At 70.1% G+C, this 16,439-nt stretch carries 13 protein-coding genes; 6 read left to right on the top strand and 7 right to left on the bottom strand.

What is annotated here, in order from left to right:
* Window positions 1-10: 10 nt before the first annotated feature.
* Complete coding sequence (locus ACFWWR_RS30885; RefSeq protein WP_383869113.1) at window positions 11-1,750, bottom strand: pyruvate dehydrogenase; 1,740 nt, start codon at window positions 1,748-1,750, stop codon at window positions 11-13.
* A gap of 618 nt (window positions 1,751-2,368) precedes the next feature.
* On the opposite strand from ACFWWR_RS30885, the gene ACFWWR_RS30880 reads away from it, so the two are divergent.
* Window positions 2,369-3,166 (top strand): hypothetical protein, encoded by a 798-nt coding sequence (locus ACFWWR_RS30880; protein WP_383869110.1) that lies wholly within the window; start codon window positions 2,369-2,371, stop codon window positions 3,164-3,166.
* Window positions 3,167-3,470: 304 nt separating this feature from the next.
* Here ACFWWR_RS30880 and ACFWWR_RS30875 read toward each other — a convergent pair whose 3' ends face one another.
* Complete coding sequence (locus tag ACFWWR_RS30875; RefSeq protein ID WP_384306642.1) at window positions 3,471-4,289, bottom strand: DUF3592 domain-containing protein; 819 nt, start codon at window positions 4,287-4,289, stop codon at window positions 3,471-3,473.
* Between the two features lie 286 nt (window positions 4,290-4,575).
* On the opposite strand from ACFWWR_RS30875, the gene ligA reads away from it, so the two are divergent.
* Window positions 4,576-6,663 (top strand): NAD-dependent DNA ligase LigA, encoded by a 2,088-nt coding sequence (gene ligA, locus ACFWWR_RS30870; RefSeq protein ID WP_384306639.1) that lies wholly within the window; start codon window positions 4,576-4,578, stop codon window positions 6,661-6,663.
* A gap of 228 nt (window positions 6,664-6,891) precedes the next feature.
* Window positions 6,892-7,845 carry a GNAT family N-acetyltransferase gene (locus ACFWWR_RS30865; protein ID WP_384306636.1) on the top strand — a complete coding sequence of 318 codons (954 nt, stop codon included), beginning with the start codon at window positions 6,892-6,894 and terminating at the stop codon, window positions 7,843-7,845.
* 121 nt (window positions 7,846-7,966) lie between these two features.
* On the opposite strand, the gene ACFWWR_RS30860 is transcribed toward ACFWWR_RS30865, so the two are convergent.
* Window positions 7,967-8,530, bottom strand: coding sequence for a snapalysin family zinc-dependent metalloprotease (locus tag ACFWWR_RS30860; RefSeq protein WP_383869098.1), 564 nt, complete (start codon window positions 8,528-8,530; stop codon window positions 7,967-7,969).
* Between the two features lie 369 nt (window positions 8,531-8,899).
* Between ACFWWR_RS30860 and ACFWWR_RS30855 the strand changes: the two genes are divergently transcribed.
* Both ACFWWR_RS30855 and ACFWWR_RS30850 read left to right on the top strand, forming a co-directional pair.
* On the top strand, window positions 8,900-9,217 hold the full coding sequence (locus tag ACFWWR_RS30855) for a hypothetical protein (protein ID WP_383869095.1): 318 nt from the start codon (window positions 8,900-8,902) through the stop codon (window positions 9,215-9,217).
* Between the two features lie 315 nt (window positions 9,218-9,532).
* On the top strand, window positions 9,533-10,393 hold the full coding sequence (locus ACFWWR_RS30850; RefSeq protein ID WP_384306633.1) for a glycoside hydrolase family 16 protein: 861 nt from the start codon (window positions 9,533-9,535) through the stop codon (window positions 10,391-10,393).
* Between the two features lie 483 nt (window positions 10,394-10,876).
* Here the strand turns inward: ACFWWR_RS30850 and pgm are convergent, their stop codons facing one another.
* The 4 genes from pgm to ACFWWR_RS30830 form a co-directional block, all read right to left on the bottom strand.
* The gene (pgm, locus tag ACFWWR_RS30845; RefSeq protein ID WP_384306630.1) at window positions 10,877-12,517 is read right to left on the bottom strand and encodes a phosphoglucomutase (alpha-D-glucose-1,6-bisphosphate-dependent); all 1,641 of its coding nucleotides are present in this window, start codon (window positions 12,515-12,517) and stop codon (window positions 10,877-10,879) included.
* Window positions 12,518-13,205: 688 nt separating this feature from the next.
* Entirely contained in the window at window positions 13,206-13,646 is a 441-nt protein-coding gene (locus ACFWWR_RS30840; RefSeq protein ID WP_383869086.1) for an OsmC family protein, read from the bottom strand.
* A gap of 588 nt (window positions 13,647-14,234) precedes the next feature.
* Window positions 14,235-14,678 (bottom strand): VOC family protein, encoded by a 444-nt coding sequence (locus tag ACFWWR_RS30835; protein ID WP_384306627.1) that lies wholly within the window; start codon window positions 14,676-14,678, stop codon window positions 14,235-14,237.
* A gap of 161 nt (window positions 14,679-14,839) precedes the next feature.
* Window positions 14,840-15,253: a winged helix-turn-helix transcriptional regulator gene (locus ACFWWR_RS30830; RefSeq protein WP_383869081.1), complete on the bottom strand. Its 414-nt coding sequence runs from the start codon at window positions 15,251-15,253 to the stop codon at window positions 14,840-14,842.
* Between the two features lie 97 nt (window positions 15,254-15,350).
* Between ACFWWR_RS30830 and ACFWWR_RS30825 the strand changes: the two genes are divergently transcribed.
* Window positions 15,351-16,178, top strand: a complete 828-nt coding sequence (locus tag ACFWWR_RS30825; RefSeq protein WP_383869078.1) for an NAD(P)H-binding protein — start codon at window positions 15,351-15,353, stop codon at window positions 16,176-16,178.
* Window positions 16,179-16,439 lie beyond the last annotated feature (261 nt).

Here is a 16,439-nt window from a genome sequence, read left to right as displayed (position 1 = left end):
GCGAGTGCCTCTACGGCCGCGGAACGTTGCGCAGGTTGGCCCTGGCCAGATCGAGCATCTTCCCGACGCCCCCGTTGAGCACCGTCCTCCCTGCCGAGAAGGCGAATCCCTTCACCTGCTCGCCGGAGATGTGCGGCGGGATCGACAGTGCGTTGGGGTCGGTGACCAGATCCACCAGGCAGGGGCCGTCGTACGACAGCGCCTCCCGCAGGCCTTCACGGATCTGTCCGGGCTTCTCGATGCGGATCGAATGGATTCCGACGCCCGCGGCGATGGCCGCGTAGTCCACCGGCTCGTGGTCGGTCTGGTAGTCCGGCAGGCCGTCGACCATCATCTCCAGCTTGACCATGCCGAGGGAGGAGTTGTTGAAGACGATCGTCTTCACCGGCAGGTTGTGCAGCTTGACCGTGAGCAACTCGCCCATGAGCATGCCGAGTCCGCCATCCCCCGACATCGAGATGACCTGACGGCCGGGGTAGGCGAACTGGGCACCGATGGCGTGCGGGAGGGCGTTGGCCATGGTGCCGTGCAGGAATGAACCGATCACACGGCGGCGGCCGTTGGGCGTGATGTAACGGGCCGCCCACACGTTGCACATGCCGGTGTCGACGGTGAACACCGCGTCGTCGTCGGCGAGTTCGTCGAGGACCGCGGCCGGGTATTCGGGGTGGATCGGTACATGCTGCTCGACGTTGCGGGTATAGGCGGAGACCACGTTCTCCAGGGACTTGGCGTGGTGGCGCAGAGTCCGGTCCAGGTACGAGCGGTCGCGCTTCTCCTCGACCAGTGGCAGCACCGCACGCAGCGTCTCGCCCACGTCGCCGTGCACGCCCAGTTCCAGTGCGGTCCGCCGCCCGATCCGTCCCGCGTCGTGGTCGATCTGCACGGTGTGGGCCTGCGGCAGGAAGTCGTCGTAGGGGAAGTCGGTGCCGAGCAGCACCACGAGGTCGGCCTCGTGCATGGCGTCGTAACAGGCGCCGTAGCCGAGCAGTCCGCTCATGCCGACGTCGTACGGGTTGTCGTACTGGATCCACTCCTTGCCGCGCAGTGTGTGCCCGACCGGCGCGTTCACCCGGCTCGCGAACTCCATCACCTCGGCGTGCGCGTCCCGGACGCCGGCTCCGCAGAAGAACATCACCTTCTCGGCGGCGTTGAGCTTCGCCGCGAGTTCCCGCACCTGCTCGGCCGGGGGTACGACCCGGCCGCGGGCGGTGACGAAACTGCTCGAGCCGGTGGGGTTGGTGGCAGGCGCGTGGGACAGGTCGCCGGGCATGACAAGCACCGACACTCCGTTGTCGGACAGCGCGCGCTGTACGGCGATCCGCACCATCCGCGGCATCTGCGACGGCTGGCTCACCATCTCGCAGTACTGGCTGCACTCGGTGAACAGCCGCTCCGGGTGCGTCTCCTGGAAGAAACCTGTACCGATCTGCTTCGACGGGATGTGCGAGGCGATCGCGAGCACCGGAGCGCCGGAGCGGTTCGCGTCGTACAGGCCCTGGATCAGGTGGGTGTTGCCTGGGCCGCAACTGCCCGCGCACACCGCGAGCCGCCCGGTCAGCTGCGCCTCGGCCGCAGCGGCCAACGCCGCCGCCTCCTCGTTGCGCACATGGATCCACTCGATGCCGTCGGTGCGCCGGATCGCGTCCACGACGGGATTGAGGCTGTCGCCGACGACTCCGTAGATCCGTTCCACCCCTGCCTGTCGCAGGACGTCGATCAGTTGCTGTGCCACGGTCGGGTTACGCACCGGGATCCTCCTCGAACGGTTGCTCGACAGTTCTGGTCCCCATTGGGTCGTGGAAGCGGGAGGGGCGACGGGCCCGCTTGGCGGGTGAACGTCACCCAGCCCGTCGTCACCCGCCCCTGCGACCATCTCGACGCCGAGGGTGCGCAGCCCTCCTTCCAAGGAGGGTGGCCCGCGGCCGCGGCGCCGCCCGGCCCGCCAAGTCGCTGCTCGGCGGCGGGGATGGCGGGCAGACACAGCATTGCACGCAGGCGGAGGTTACGACGGCATCCACCCCCCGGGGAACCGCAGCAACGACGGTCCACGCAGGTGAACGTACCCGGCGGGATTGGGGCCGGCGAGACGATTTTCCTGGCCCCCGGCATGGCTGGCTGAAGTGCCGGTTCAGGTGCGCGCTTTCGGGAGGAGTTCGCAGGACGCCCGGCCGCGCATGACCTTGAGCGCTTTCAGCATCCTGCGCGGCGAGGATGAGCTCGGGATTGCCCGAGTGCGGAAAGGAAGGGCGATCTCAGGTTGCCTGATCGCCTCGTTGTTCGCCTGCTTCTGGCTGACCGAAGCTATGGCGACGGGTCTGGAGCGCCCTTTCGGCGGAGGGACCTTTCGGGCTGGCCAGGAGAGGGAGTGACGACAGTGACAGGCACGGACAGCGCCCACGGGCCGGCAGGGCCGCCGATGTCGCCGCAGGACGCCGACCAGCCCGCCCGGCGGTCTCCGGGCCGACCGCGGCTCGTGGGCGCGGCACTGATCATGGTGTCCCTGATCACGGCGCTGGGCTGCTATCTCGTGTTCACCGCGTGGCTGCCCGCTGACACCAAGCGATACCAGGACTACTTGGCAGCCGAGCCGTGCGACGGCCGTGCGACGGCGGAAGCATGGGAGGACTGCCTGCGTACGGTCTCCTTCACGGTCGAGAGCACGGAGGTCAAGCGGAGTAGAAGCGGCGGCTACCGGGCGGCCTTGTCCGGCACGCCCTTCTGGAACGGCGCCGTGGCCTTCGGTGGGCCGGGGCCGCTGCTGGAGCGACTCCGGCCGACGGACCAGGTCACCGGCACCGTCTGGCGCGGCGACGTCATGACGGTCAGCAAGGGAGGCGTCCGGCAGAGCACCTCCGAAGAACCTCGCAACGAGCCCCAGATGACAGTCGCCATCGGCACGTTCCTGGGTCTCCTGGCGGTCATGGGGTTCGGGTTCGGTGCGGTGCGCATGGCCAGGCCCCTTGGCCACGAACCCTTTACCTGGCGCCTGTACGGCAAGCCGCTGCTCATCACCATGATGATCACCTGTGCTGCCGTGGGGTTGCCTGCCGTGTGGCTCGGCATCCCGGCGTGGGTTGTGCCCTCCGTCGCCGTACCGGTCGTGGCGTGCACGGCTCGGCTGCTCCAACAGCACCGACGGCCGAGTGCCGCCCGTGGTGCGTGACGACGAGCACGCCTGGGCCCCGCATCCCGACGGCCGAAGCCTCGGGGTGGGTCGGATGCCGACCACGACCGTCCCCTCCGGCTCTGCTTCGCGTGGGCCGACATGCGTCATCAGGGCGAGGAAGAGGTAGGGGCGCGGGGAGGTCCAGTTACTGGTGTGGGGTTGCGCTGCGCGATGACGATGTGGCGAGGCTCGCACCGATCGCGGTGCCGGCAATCGAGGCCGTAGCCGCGAGGGTGCCGCCGCGGCAGGCGTGGGCGAAGTGGGAGAGCGACGTGACCCGCCACGACGGTAGTTGACGGCGTCATCCGCGCAGAGCGACGACGAGTTCGTGGAACGTGAGACCGAGTCCTCCGCAGGCCATAGCGAGGCCAACGAGGGTCATCAGAGCCATCATGCACTGCATGTAGGTGGACAGGCGGGCGGCGGCGCGGCTGGGGTTGCGCGGGTCGTAGCTGAGCTCCAGCTGCTGTCCTCCCGTCGCTTCCCGGTAGTAGTGCAGTTCACCGTCCAGGTCTGCGTACCGGTACACCTTGGTGTTGTGGGTGTAGTGGTCGAGTTCGGCCAGCACGGTGATGCCGTGTCTGGGTAGCCGTCGGCCGTCGTACAGACCCCGCCCCATGACAACCACCAGGAACACCCCTACGGCGGTGAAGAACTGTACGAACGGCAGCGCCGCGACGAACTCCGAATGGCCGAGCACCGCCACCGTCACCTCGATCGTCGCGAAGACCGCGATCACGGCTGCGACGGAGAGGACCCGTCGCGATGGCCGCTGGTGGCTTCCTGAGGAGACGGTCGTGACCAGGTCCTCGCCCTCGGAACGCGGATCCCCGGGGCCCGTGCGGGGCAGGCGTGCCTGCACGGCAGCACTGAACGCGGTCACTGCGGCGGCGCTGGCGTCGTGGACCGCGTACACGGCAGCAGGGTGACCGGCACGCGCGGTTGTCAGGATGACTTCGACAGCGCGGTCCAAGCCGTGGACTTCCTCGATGGCCTCCAGCGGGATCCGGACGCTACGTCCGTCCTGTTCCCACTGCACATGGTCCGAGCCCGCTGCGAAGCGGACTGTGCAGTTGCGGCCGCGCCGTACGAGTGAGGGCTGTGAAGGCGTGGTTGTCACGCCCCGTATGACACGTGGGATCACCACGCGGTTGCACGCGGTCGCCCGATCAAGGACGCAGACCTGGTCCGGCATGCGGCGGCACGGATGGTGGAGTGACGGCAGCGGGGCAGGGCCGAAGACGAACGTGGGCTCCGGGGGGGGCGGTGAGAGCGCGTACCCGGGTTCGACCGGCCTGGGCGCTCCCCGCTGCGCCGCCGACGTGGGCCGGTCCCGCTCGGCCCCGCACGGTCTGGCCGGTTGCGGTGCCGGGGCGTTGTCAGTGGTGGCAGGCAGGATGAGAGGCATGACGACACCAGCTGCTCAGATCGTGGATGCCGCCGCCTACGCGCAGGCGGTCGAGGATGCGGTGACGGCCGCGGCCGCCTACTACGAAGGCGGCACCTCCCCACTGGACGACGACACCTACGACCGGTTGGTGCGCGGCATCGCGGCATGGGAGGCCGAGCATCCCGACCAGGTGCTGCCCGACTCCCCCACCGGGAAGGTCGCCGGTGGTGCCGTGGAGGGGGACGTGCCGCACACGGTGGCGATGCTGAGCCTGGACAACGTGTTCTCCCCTGACGAGTTCACCGCCTGGACCGCTTCGCTGGCCCGCAGGATCGGCCGCGACGTCACCCGGTTCAGTGTCGAGCCGAAACTCGACGGGCTCGCGATCGCCGCTCGCTACACCCGCGGCCGCCTGAGACAGCTGATCACCCGCGGTGACGGGACGGCCGGGGAGGACGTCTCACACGCGATCGGCACCATCGAGGGCCTACCGCAGGAGCTGGCCGAGCCGGTCACCGTGGAGGTGCGCGGTGAAGTCCTCATGACCATCGCCCAGTTCGAGCATGCCAACGAGGTGCGCACCGCACACGGTGGGCAGCCGTTCGCCAACCCGCGCGGCGCCGCGGCCGGCAGTCTGCGCGCCAGGGAGCGTGCTTACACGGTGCCGATGACGTTCTTCGGCTACGGACTTCTCCCCGTGCCCGGCACCGGGACCGCTCTGGCGGAGCAGCTCCTGGAGCTCGCGCACAGCGACCTCATGGCGCAGGCCGCCGCATACGGGGTGAACACCACGGCTCCTACTGCCGTGCCCGGCATCACCGCCGACACCACCGAGCAGGTTTTGGCCCGGGTGAGCGAGATCGCCGGGCTGCGGGCCCAGTTGCCGTTCGGGATCGACGGGGTCGTCATCAAGGCCGACCTCGCGGCCGACCAGCAGGCAGCCGGCTCGGGGTCACGTGCCCCGCGCTGGGCGATCGCCTACAAGCTGCCCGCCGTGGAGAAGATCACCCGGCTGCTGGAGGTGGAGTGGAACGTGGGCCGTACCGGCATCATCGCCCCGCGCGCGGTCCTGGAACCGGTCACCATCGACGGCGCCACCATCACCTACGCCACCCTCCACAACCCCGGCGACATCACCCGCCGCGACCTGCGCCTGGGCGACCATGTCATGGTCCACCGGGCCGGCGACGTCATCCCCCGCGTCGAAGCCCCCGTCGCCCAGCTGCGTACCGGTGACGAACAGCCCATCGTCTTCCCCGAGGTGTGCCCGCGGTGCGGGTCCGGCATCGACACGAGCGAGCAGCGCTGGCGCTGTGAGAACGGCCGCAACTGCCACCTGGTCGCCGCCCTGTCCTATGCCGCCGGCCGCGACCAGCTGGACATCGAGGGCCTCGGTCACACCCGCGTCGTCCAGCTCGTCGAAGCCGGCCTGGTCGCCGATCTCGCCGACCTGTTCGCCCTCACCCGGGAGCAGTTGCTCGGTCTGGAGCGGATGGGCGAGACCAGCACCGACAACCTCCTCTCCGGACTCAGCCGAGCCAAGGAGCAGCCGCTGTCACGGGTGCTGTGCGCCCTCGGAGTGCGGGGCACCGGCCGGTCCATGTCCCGCCGCATCGCACGCCACTTCGCCACCATGGACGCCATCCGCGCCGCCGACGCCACGGCGATGCAGCAGGTCGACGGCATCGGCACCGAGAAGGCCCCGTCCGTCGTCGCCGAACTCGCCGAACTCGCCCCGCTCATCGACAAGCTCGCCGCGGCCGGGGTGAACATGACCGAACCCGGCGCCACCCCGCCCACTCCGGCAGGCAGCGGACCAGATGACGAAGATAGCGAGGGGGAGCCCGCCGGCGGGCCGCTGGCAGGTATGACGGTGGTCGTCACCGGCGCGATGACCGGCGCCCTGGAAAAGCTCAGCCGCAACCAGATGAACGAGCTCATCGAGCGCGCCGGCGGCCGCTCCTCCTCCAGCGTCTCGAAGAAGACCAGCCTCGTCGTGGCGGGCGAAGGTGCCGGATCGAAGCGATCCAAGGCCGAAGACCTCGGTATCCGCCTCGCCTCACCGGACGAATTCGCCGCTCTCATCGCCGACTTCCTCCACTGAACACGCCGAGAGGAAAGCCTGAGCTCACAGCAGGGACTCGATGGACGCAGGGAACGACCGGTGAGGGCGAACACGGCAGGGAGACAAGGCTGCCCGGCGCGTGCCATCAGCTCCGCCGCCACGACGATGTGCTTCGGGCTTCGGGCGTGGTGCTGCTGACGGCCGCGATCTGCGGCGCCTTGGTAAACAGCTCGACTGCTCTGCGCAGTCCTGGCACAGTGGCGCACTATGGCGAATGTCGAGCTGGTGACCGCCGCGGACCTGCAGCTCATGCAGGGTCTGGCGCAGCGAGTCACCGCCACCCGCCCGGACCTGTTGAACAGCGACGCGACGTTCGGCGAGCTGGCCTGGAACTGGGGCAAGGGACAAGCCGGCGACGGCGCCAGCCGGCCGCGTCGGCTGTGGTTCTCCGGCGGGGACCTGGTGGCGTGGAGCTGGGCCCGTCTTCCGCACCGGGTGAGGCGGAGCGACGGGTCGGTGAAGGACGTCACCGGCGCCTATCTGGCGTATCAGGTCCATCCCGACCACGCCGGGCTGGTCGACGAGGTGATCGACTGGTACGACGGTACGGCGGCGGGCATCGAGCGTACGGTGATGCCGAGCGCCGCCGATGAGTTTGCCCTGAAGCGATGGGCGGCGTACGGCTATGAGACCGACCCGGCCGCACTCGGCGACGCGGGTTCCTGGACCCAGCTCGACGCGCGGGACCTCACCGACGTGGAACAGCCGGTACTGCCGGACGGATTCCGGTTCCGCACCGCCGACGAGGCCGGGCCGGAGGCCGCGGTCCAGGCCCATCTGGACGCCTGGGCTCCCTCGACGTACACGGCCGAGGGCTACGAGGGCGTCCGGCGGACGGCGACGTATCGCGGCGACCTGCACCTCCTGGTGGAGGCGCCGGACGGAACGATGGCATCCTCGACGATCATGTGGTTCGACGAAGCGAACAGGACCGCCGAGTTCGAGCCGGTCGGGACGCATCCGGACTACCGGCGTCTGGGGCTGGCAAGGGCGATGCTTCTGCACGGGATGCGTCTGGCGCGGGCGGCCGGGGCCACTCATGTGACGGTCGCCTGCCTGGGGGCGCCCGGGCATCCCCAGGCGCGCGGGCTGTACTACGGCGTCGGGTTCCGGGAGCTCACGAGGGACGCGCCCCTCATCAAAGCCGCGGCCGTGGGCTGAGGACTGGTCGTTCGGGTGTTTACGCCTCACATGGCCGCCCAAGGTCAGGGCAGCAGTAACCGCGGCCGCCGACCGGTGTGCGCGGCGACGAGCCGTCCCCGCCCCCGCGCACGTCCGTGGATCAGTCCACGATCAGCACGTTGCGGGCAGCCGGTACCTGACTGGTGAGCGCGGTACCGAAGTTGCCCTCGACCTCCGCCTTCTCGGCCGCGTTCGGGTACGGGTTCGTGCAGGAGACGCCGGCGCTGGAGCCCGACATCAGGCTGGTGCACGGGCCGGGTTTGCGATCCGGCAGGCCGAGGATGTGGCCGAGTTCGTGCGCCGAGATCCGGACCGTGTCGTAGCCCTCGTTGACGGCCTGGCGTCCGATGTAGACCGTTCCGTTGCCGAGCGAGGTCGTCAGCGCCCGGGGCCAGCCGTTGTCGGCCAGGATCCTGATGTTGGCGCGCTGACCGGCGGCGGCCGGGCGCAGTTCGACGGCGTCCACGCTCTCGTTCCAGATGGCCGCGCCCCGATCGACAGCGGTCTTGAACTCTGCCGACGCGCCGGCGTCGTAGGTGACGACGCGGGCCGCGAGAAGCTGATCGCCGGAACCCGGCGCCGCCGCGTTGGCCTGGCCACCGGCCAGGGTGAGAGCCGCCGTCAAGGCAGCGGTGAAACCGTGGACGAACGCGCGCGAGTACATGGTCGACCTCCTGTGGGGGAGTTGAGGAAGGCATGCTCATGCCACACACTGCCAGCTCCCTCCCACACCGCACAGGCCCCAATGCGTCAATCCGCGCCTCCACCGGCTGGCCCGCCCGGCACGGGCACACTGCGGCCACGGGTGCGGCTCTACGCCATGAGAGGCGGCGCGCCCTTCCTGCGGCCGACGGCGCCGCACCGGGCAGGAGCACGGGCCGGGCGATGGAGTGCCTGGACGCACGTATGAATCGATGAGGCATCCGCCGCGCATTCACGGCCGCGAACCGGGAAGACGCGCATGGAGTGCGTGACGGTTGAGGGTGCAGAAGGGTCAGGAGAGTGCGCGCTACAGATGCGAAAGGAGTTTCCAGTGACCACCTATGTCATCACCGTCCCTGGCACGTTCCTCCGAGGAGTTCCGGGCGACGTCCGCTCAGAGATCGAGCGCAGGCTGCGGCCTCAGGACCCCAGGAACACGGAACTCGGGGAGAGCGAGGAGTTGCGTCTGCTGACCGTGGACGAGGACGGCATGTTCTCCGCACGGGTCGAGGTCGAGGCCGCCGATCAGTCGGGAGCCGAGGACGAAGCCGTGCGGCTGGTCTCCGGGGCCCTGCGTGACAGCGGTTTCGCCGAGGAGGACGCCGCGTTGGGCGCGGCGATCGTCACCGGCATCGACCGCGAGTTCTGAAGCGGTGTCCTGAAGCGGTGCGGGGAGCGAGGTTCCTGTCCGTCCCTACAACGTGAGACCCCCCGAGGCTCGCTGCCCCTCAGAGCCGGCGACGGTGGACCAAGGCCGTCCGGTTCACGGCTCGTTCACAGGGTGGCGCCGCACGGGCCCGCGGGCGAGGATGCTCCTTCGCGGAGTACAGCCCCCGCGCGGTTCCGGGCCCTTCTCCGGAGCCCCTTGCGGGGAGGACGGACGACGGCCGGCAGCTGAACCTCGAGGGAGCCTTGGATGGGTTCACACGCAGCGCCACACCCTCACAGCAAGCGAATTCTGTTGATGTCCGTGGGGCTCATGCTCATGGCCGCAGTCCTGGGCCTTCCCCGGGCCGACGCGGCGCCCGCTGCGGCCGATGCCTGCCGCAGTACGGGCGCGAGTCTGCCCCGCGGTGACTGCGGCCCCTTCTGGCAGGTCCTCGCGGAGGACTTCAACGGCGACCGGGTGCCGCTGGGCGCCTTCAGCAACTGCGATCACTACGTCGACACGTCCGCTGCCTACTGCGGCGGACTGAGCGGGAAGTACCGCGACAACTGGTGGGCCTATCCGACCGGTTGGCGTGACACGGCCAACAGCCGGGGCCGGGATGTGGTGGGTGTCTACCACCCGGAGGACACCGTGAGCGTCGGCCCTGCGGCGAACGGCGACGGGAGGATGTTCATACGCATGTGGCGACCCGGCAACGGAGGCCCGGTGCATGCCGCGGCGGTGGTGCCGCGTGCGGTCATGCAGATGAAGTACGGCAAGTACAGCGCCCGCATCAAGGTGACGACACTGGCTCCGGGCTACAAGTCCGCCTGGCTCCACTACGGTCGGGGCTGCGAGATGGACCACCCCGAAGGCGAATGGACCGGCCCCCTCACCGCCTTTCACCATCCGTGCGGTGGCGGCGAGCAGGGCTACTTCCCGGGAAGCGACGACTGGACCGAGTGGCACACCGTGTCCACCGAATGGACACCCGGCAACGTGCGGTTCTTCGTCGACGGTCGGCAGACAGGGCACGACACCCGCAACGTGCCGGCTCACCCTCTGTCCTGGGTGCTGCAGAACGAAAGCGCTCTGCAGGGGCCCGGCGCGGCTCCAGGCAGCAGCGCGCAGCTCGACGTCACCTGGGTCGCGGCATACGCATACGACTGGAAGTGAGATGCCGTGCGCCGGGCCACGCTTGTGCTCCGTGGCCGACGCACGGTCCGGTCGGCGGGCCGCTCCACGGCAGAATCAGGCCTCGGCGACGGGCACACGTGGGCCGTCGGCGAGGCCTGACGGCGACGGGCACACGTGGGCCCGTCGCCGACTGCGCTCGGGCGTCCCCACCCGTGCGGTACCGACATTCAGGGACCCGCCTGCCGGATGGTGCACGTGCCCGCACCCCCGGCCCTGACCACAGAACCTCTCACGCCCCCGGCGGACGCCCCAGCAGAAGTCCGCCGCCTGGTGGTGCTGTCCGGGTCCCGCTCGGGGCCGCTCACAGACACGCACGTCCGCGGCCCCGAGCCCGCTCTCACCGCCCGTTGCCCCGCTGCGCGCACCTGGGGCTGCGGAGGGTCGGCATACGTGACTGACGCTGGGCGGGGCGCCGGCGCGTCCCGCTTCGCCGTCGCCCGCGTCCCGCCCGCGTCAAGGCCGTCAGCCGCCGAGGGCCGCCATCACCACGTCCTTGGCCTCCTCCTGGACCCGGCGCAGGTGGTCGGGTCCCTGGAACGACTCGGCGTAGATCTTGTAGACGTCCTCGGTGCCCGAGGGGCGGGCGGCGAACCACGCGTTCTCGGTGGTCACCTTGATGCCGCCGATGGCCGCCCCGTTGCCGGGGGCCTCGGTGAGGACGCCGGTGACCGCCTCGCCGGCCAGGGTGTCCGCGGTGACCTGCGCGGGCGAGAGCTTGGCGAGCAGCGCCTTCTCCTCGCGGGTCGCCGGGGCGTCGATGCGGGCGTAGGCGGGGTCGCCGAAGCGGGCCGTGAGGGCGGCGTAGTGCTCCGAGGGGGTCTTCCCGGTGACGGCGGTGATCTCGGAGGCGAGCAGCGCCAGGATGATGCCGTCCTTGTCGGTGGTCCACACCGAGCCGTCGCGGCGCAGGAAGGACGCGCCGGCCGACTCCTCGCCGCCGAACCCGAGCGAGCCGTCGACCAGGCCGTCCACGAACCACTTGAAGCCGACGGGCACCTCGACGAGGCGCCGGCCGAGATCGGCCGCGACACGGTCGATCATGGAGGACGACACCAGGGTCTTGCCGATGCCCGTGTGGTCGGGCCACTGCTCGCGGTGGGCGTACAGGTAGGCGATGGCGGCGGCCAGGTAGTGGTTGGGATTCATCAGGCCCGCGTCCGGAGTGACGATGCCGTGCCGGTCGGCGTCGGCGTCGTTGCCCGTGGCGATCTGGAAGCGGTCGCGCTGCTCGATGAGGGAGGCCATCGCGTACGGCGACGAGCAGTCCATGCGGATCTTGCCGTCCCAGTCCAGCGTCATGAAGCGCCAGGTGGGGTCGGCGAGCGGGTTGACCACGGTCAGGTCGAGCCGGTGCTCCTCGGCGATCCGGCCCCAGTAGGCGACGGAGGCCCCGCCGAGCGGGTCGGCGCCGATCCGGACTCCGGCGGACCGGATCGCGTCCAGGTCCAGGACGGCGGGCAGGTCGGCGACGTAGCTGCCGAGGAAGTCGTAGCGGCCGGTGCCGGGAGCACTGACAGCCCGGGCGTACGGGATCCGGTGTATGTCCTTCAGTCCCGCCGCGATGATCTCGTTGGCACGGTCCTGGATCCAGGAGGTCGCCTCAGAGCCCGCGGGGCCCCCGCTGGGCGGGTTGTACTTGAAGCCGCCGTCGGCGGGCGGGTTGTGCGAGGGGGTGACGACCACGCCGTCCGCCAGGCCCGTGGAGCGGCCGCGGTTGTGGGTGAGGATGGCGTGCGAGACGGCGGGGGTGGGCGTGTAGCCGTCGGTGACATCGATGAGCACGGTCACGTCGTTGGCGGCGAACACCTCCAGCGCGGTGACCCGGGCGGGCTCGGACAGGGCGTGGGTGTCGGCCCCGAGGAAGAGGGGCCCGTCGGTGCCCTGCGCGCTGCGGTACTCGCAGATGGCCTGGCTGGTCGCGGCGATGTGGTCCTCGTTGAACGCCGTGTTCAGGGAAGACCCGCGGTGGCCCGACGTACCGAACGCCACCCGCTGCGCCGGATCGGCCGGATCAGGGTGCAGCGAGTAGTACGCGGTGACCAGCCGCGCGATGTCGACGAGGTCCTCCGGACCGGCCGGCTGACCCGCTCGTTCATGCTGCATGTCCGTTCCTCCGCATGGCTTGCTCCGACGCTCGACGTCCCATCTTTCCTCGTCACGGTGCAGGTATGCGAGAGGGCCCGGCGCTCGGGGGCGGCGGGCCGGGAGCGGTGGGTGCGAAGGGCCCGGCGCCATGGCGAGGACCACGCGGCGGACGGCCCACACGAGACGCGGCCCGGAGCGGCCGCGGGCCCGCGAAGGGCACCTCCTCGCCGCCGGGGCGCGCGGGCACGCTACGCACACGGCGTCCGCACCTGAGCCCCGGCCCCGACGCCGACCTCGCCGACGAAAGACCGGCCGGCGCGGCTGGCTCAGGACCGCCGGCACCGCCGTCGCTACGACCTTGGTCGTGCCGGGCTCGAGCGCGCCGGACGCACCGGACGCGCCGGCGGCCACCGGCGCCCACTGGCGCCCACTCGCGCCCACTCGCGAACGTCGGTCCCGGTGCCGGTCGCCTCCACGTCGCCGTCACGGACGCGGGACGGGGCCGAGAGGTCGGCCGCGGTCTTCAGGCCCAGGCCCTCAGATGCCTCGGGGCGCAAGCATCTGCGGTATGCGGGACCACCATCTCCCGCCCTCCCGCCCTCCGCGGGCACGCGGCGAGGATCCCGCCCGGCCGTCGCGCGCACGTCCCACCTGTCCCGGTTCGCCGTACAGCGCATCCGGCGGCGGCACGCGACCTTGGCTGACGTCAGGCGTCCTCGACCGTCGCGGTGACGGGCGTGCCGATCTCCACCGTGCGGCTGACCGTGCAGAGCCGGTCGTGGGACGTCTTGACCGCCCGAGGGAGGATCGCTCGGGCCCGCTCCGCGCCGTCGACGTCCGAGAAGGCGACGGAGAAGGTGACCGCGAGGTCGGTCAGCCGGTTGCCCGACTCGTCACTGATCTTGTTGCCGGTCACCCCGACGGAGAACCTGATGGGCTCCGCGTGCCGGCTGGTGGCCACATCGACGTCCACCGCAGTGCAGCCTCCGAGCGCGGCGAGCAACAGCTCGACCGGGGTGAACTCGGCGTCCGCGTGGGAATCGGAACCGGTGCCGAAGCTGATCGTGCCACCGCGAGCGTTCGTCGCGGTGAAGTGGCCGGTGCTGGTTCGCTCGATGGTGACGGAGCGCAGGGAGTTTTCGGTCATGCCGCCGACACTAGATGGCGAGTCAGTCGTGCGCCGGACTGTTGCTTGCGCGTACCGAGCCTGCACGGTCCTCGGGTGAGCCCTGATCTCCGATCGTCGTCAGCCGGCCGGCGCCGAACCGGCTCCGCCGCGCCGCGACCTCCGGCATCCGCTCCATCCGCGCGGTCGGCTCTCGCACCGCCGCCTCGGCGGCTCCGTCGTTGAGGGCCGCCCGTGGCGGCGTTCAGCACCTGCTCGGCGTAGCTGCGCCTCAGATACCTCTCGGCCGCCATCGCCTCGGCCCGGCCGCCTCGCCGACCCGGTAGTCGGCCACCTTCGCGCCGTTCATGCCGACGGCACAGCCCGCCGTCAGGCACAGGACAGCGAACACCCGCCGGCCTACGACCGCCCGCCCGCCAAGGGGGCCGGGCACGCGAACGCGCCATGCGCTCAGGGAGTGAGTTCAGGTCCAAAAGCCTGGGTGACCTGGCCGGTTGTCAGACAGAGGACCAAGTTGAACTTGGCGTCCAGCGGTTGACCCGGGCCCCGGTGCGGCTCGACCCTCCCGTGTACACATGCCGGTAGGCGGCAGTCCACGTTCGCGGCCCCTCAGTCGAGACAGAACTCGTTGCCCTCGATGTCCTGCATCACGAGGCACGACTCGTTGACTCCATCGGCACGCAGTAGTTGTACGCGGACCGCGCCGAGCGGCACCAGTCGTGCGCATTCGGCCTCGAGTGCGGCGAGGCGCTCTTCCCCCACGAGCCCGGTGCCGACCCGCACGTCAAGATGCAACCGATTCTTGACGACCTTGCCTTCGGGAACGCGCTGGAAGAACAGTCGCGGGCCCACACCTGAGGGATCAATGCACGCGAACGCCGAACCCTGACGCTCAGGCGGCAGTGCGCGATCGAAATCTTCCCAAGTGGCGAACCCCTCCGGTGGCGGCGGTACGACGTACCCCAACACCTCGCACCAGAAACGAGCGACGCGCTCAGGTTCCGCGCAGTCGAAGGTGACTTGGAAACTGCTTGATCGAGGCCATCGGTCCATCGTAAGGGCGGGGTCTTCTCGTCGTTCCGCGGGTGCGTAGCCCTTGGCTGGGTCGGCCCCTGGATGGGTCGTCGCGCCTGCGGCCGGCTCTCGGCGATGGCTTCGGTAACGTCGCATGCGGGGCAGGTGAGTTGTCGCCGCGCATGCACTCCCCACCACTGTCAGCTGCGGCGGCCGCGGGGCCGTTCCTTGGCGTCGTACACCTGCCGGGCCTGCTCCACCTCGCCCAGGTTGACCGACCAGTCGGAGAGTGCCGCGAACAGCGGGGCCAGGCTGCGTCCCAGTTCGCTGATCTCGTACTCCACCCGCGGTGGAACCTCGGGGTGGTAGGTGCGCACGACAAGCCCGTCGCGTTCCAACTGCCGTAGCCGGTCGGTCAGCACCTTGGGAGTGATGGTGGTGACACGGCGTTCCAACTCCACGAAGCGATGCCGCCCGTACGTATGGAGCGCCCACAGGATCGGCGTGGTCCACCGGCTGAAGACGATGTCGACCACTGGGGCGATCGGGCAGGCCTGCTCGGGGGCTACGTCGGCACCGTCGATGCGAGCCGCCGGAGTCGTGTTGTGGGTCACAGTGAGCCCTTCTCTCCATTACTTTCCTGTAGGTACCTACTATCCCCGCGTTGGTAGCTTCCGTGTGTCCACAGAAGAACCGGCAACGGGAGCGAACATGATTGTGGTGACTGGAGCCACGGGCAACGTCGGAGGGCCCCTGGTGCGGGCGCTCGTAGCCACTGGTGAACAGGTGACCGCGGTGTCGCGAGGAATCACCGCGCGGGACCTGCCGGCGGGCGTACGGCACCGTCAGGCCGACCTGGCCGAGCCGGACAGCCTCGCGCCCGCTCTCACCGGTGCTGACGCGCTGTTCCTGCTGACCTCGGGCGACTTCGTATCCGCCGGTGGCAGTGTCAGCGCCGTCCTCGAGGTCGCGCGGGCCCAAGGGATCCGGCGAGTTGTCCTGCTGTCCTCCCAGGGTGTCGCCACGGGAAGCCACCCTTCGATGCTTGAGGACGCCGTTACTCAGTCGGATCTGGAATGGACCCTGCTGCGGCCGGGAGGCTTCGACTCCAACACGTTGCAGTGGGCCGAGACGGTCCGCACCAGACGGGTGGTCTCCGCACCGTTCGGCGATGTCGCGCTGCCGACCATCGACCCGGCCGACATCGCCGAGGTCGCCGCCATGACGTTGCTGGACGGCGGCCATGTCGGCGGGACTTACGAACTGACCGGGCCGGCACCGGTCTCACCTCGTCAACAGACCTCGGCAATCGCCGAGGCGCTGGGTGAACCGGTGCGGTTCGTCGAGCAGAGCCGAGCAGAGGCTCGGGCCCAGATGCTGCGGTTCATGCCCGAGCCGGCCGTGGAAGCCACACTCGACATCCTGGGCAAGCCGAAAGCCGCGGAGCAGCGGGTGAGCCCCGACGTCGAGCGGATTCTCGGCCGCCCGCCCCGCACCTTCGCCGAGTGGGCTGCCCGCAACATCACAGCCTTCAAGTAGCAGCTGCGCGACTCGGACGGATTCAGGGGTGTCGGCGTGGGCGGTTGTGCCGGCGGTGGGTGGTCCGGACACGGCGGACGTCGCTCAACCCGACCACGGCCGACACGGCCGTCTCCCGGCCTGCTCCCGGCGTCCATCGGTCATGCGCCCGTACCGAGGTTCCGTCCGCACGCACATACGTGTCAATTCACGAATCTGCTGCCGCCCCCCGTCCAGGTGCCCGCGCGACACCATGCCTGCATCCGCCACCGAGCAATGCCA

Source organism: Streptomyces sp. NPDC058678, assembly GCF_042714835.1.
Lineage (GTDB): Bacteria > Actinomycetota > Actinomycetes > Streptomycetales > Streptomycetaceae > Streptomyces.
This window is presented reverse-complemented; position numbering and strand designations above follow the sequence as displayed.

Bases quoted from the DNA above. Each gene is read 5' to 3' on its own strand.
- pgm (WP_384306630.1), bottom strand. From the start codon at position 12,517: ATGCAGCATGAACGAGCGGGTCAGCCGGCCGGTCCGGAGGACCTCGTC.
- ACFWWR_RS30860 (WP_383869098.1), bottom strand. From the start codon at position 8,530: ATGTACTCGCGCGCGTTCGTCCACGGTTTCACCGCTGCCTTGACGGCG.
- ACFWWR_RS30825 (WP_383869078.1), top strand. From the start codon at position 15,351: ATGATTGTGGTGACTGGAGCCACGGGCAACGTCGGAGGGCCCCTGGTG.
- ACFWWR_RS30865 (WP_384306636.1), top strand. From the start codon at position 6,892: ATGGCGAATGTCGAGCTGGTGACCGCCGCGGACCTGCAGCTCATGCAG.
- ACFWWR_RS30850 (WP_384306633.1), top strand. From the start codon at position 9,533: ATGTCCGTGGGGCTCATGCTCATGGCCGCAGTCCTGGGCCTTCCCCGG.
- ACFWWR_RS30840 (WP_383869086.1), bottom strand. From the start codon at position 13,646: ATGACCGAAAACTCCCTGCGCTCCGTCACCATCGAGCGAACCAGCACC.
- ligA (WP_384306639.1), top strand. From the start codon at position 4,576: ATGACGACACCAGCTGCTCAGATCGTGGATGCCGCCGCCTACGCGCAG.
- ACFWWR_RS30835 (WP_384306627.1), bottom strand. From the start codon at position 14,678: ATGGACCGATGGCCTCGATCAAGCAGTTTCCAAGTCACCTTCGACTGC.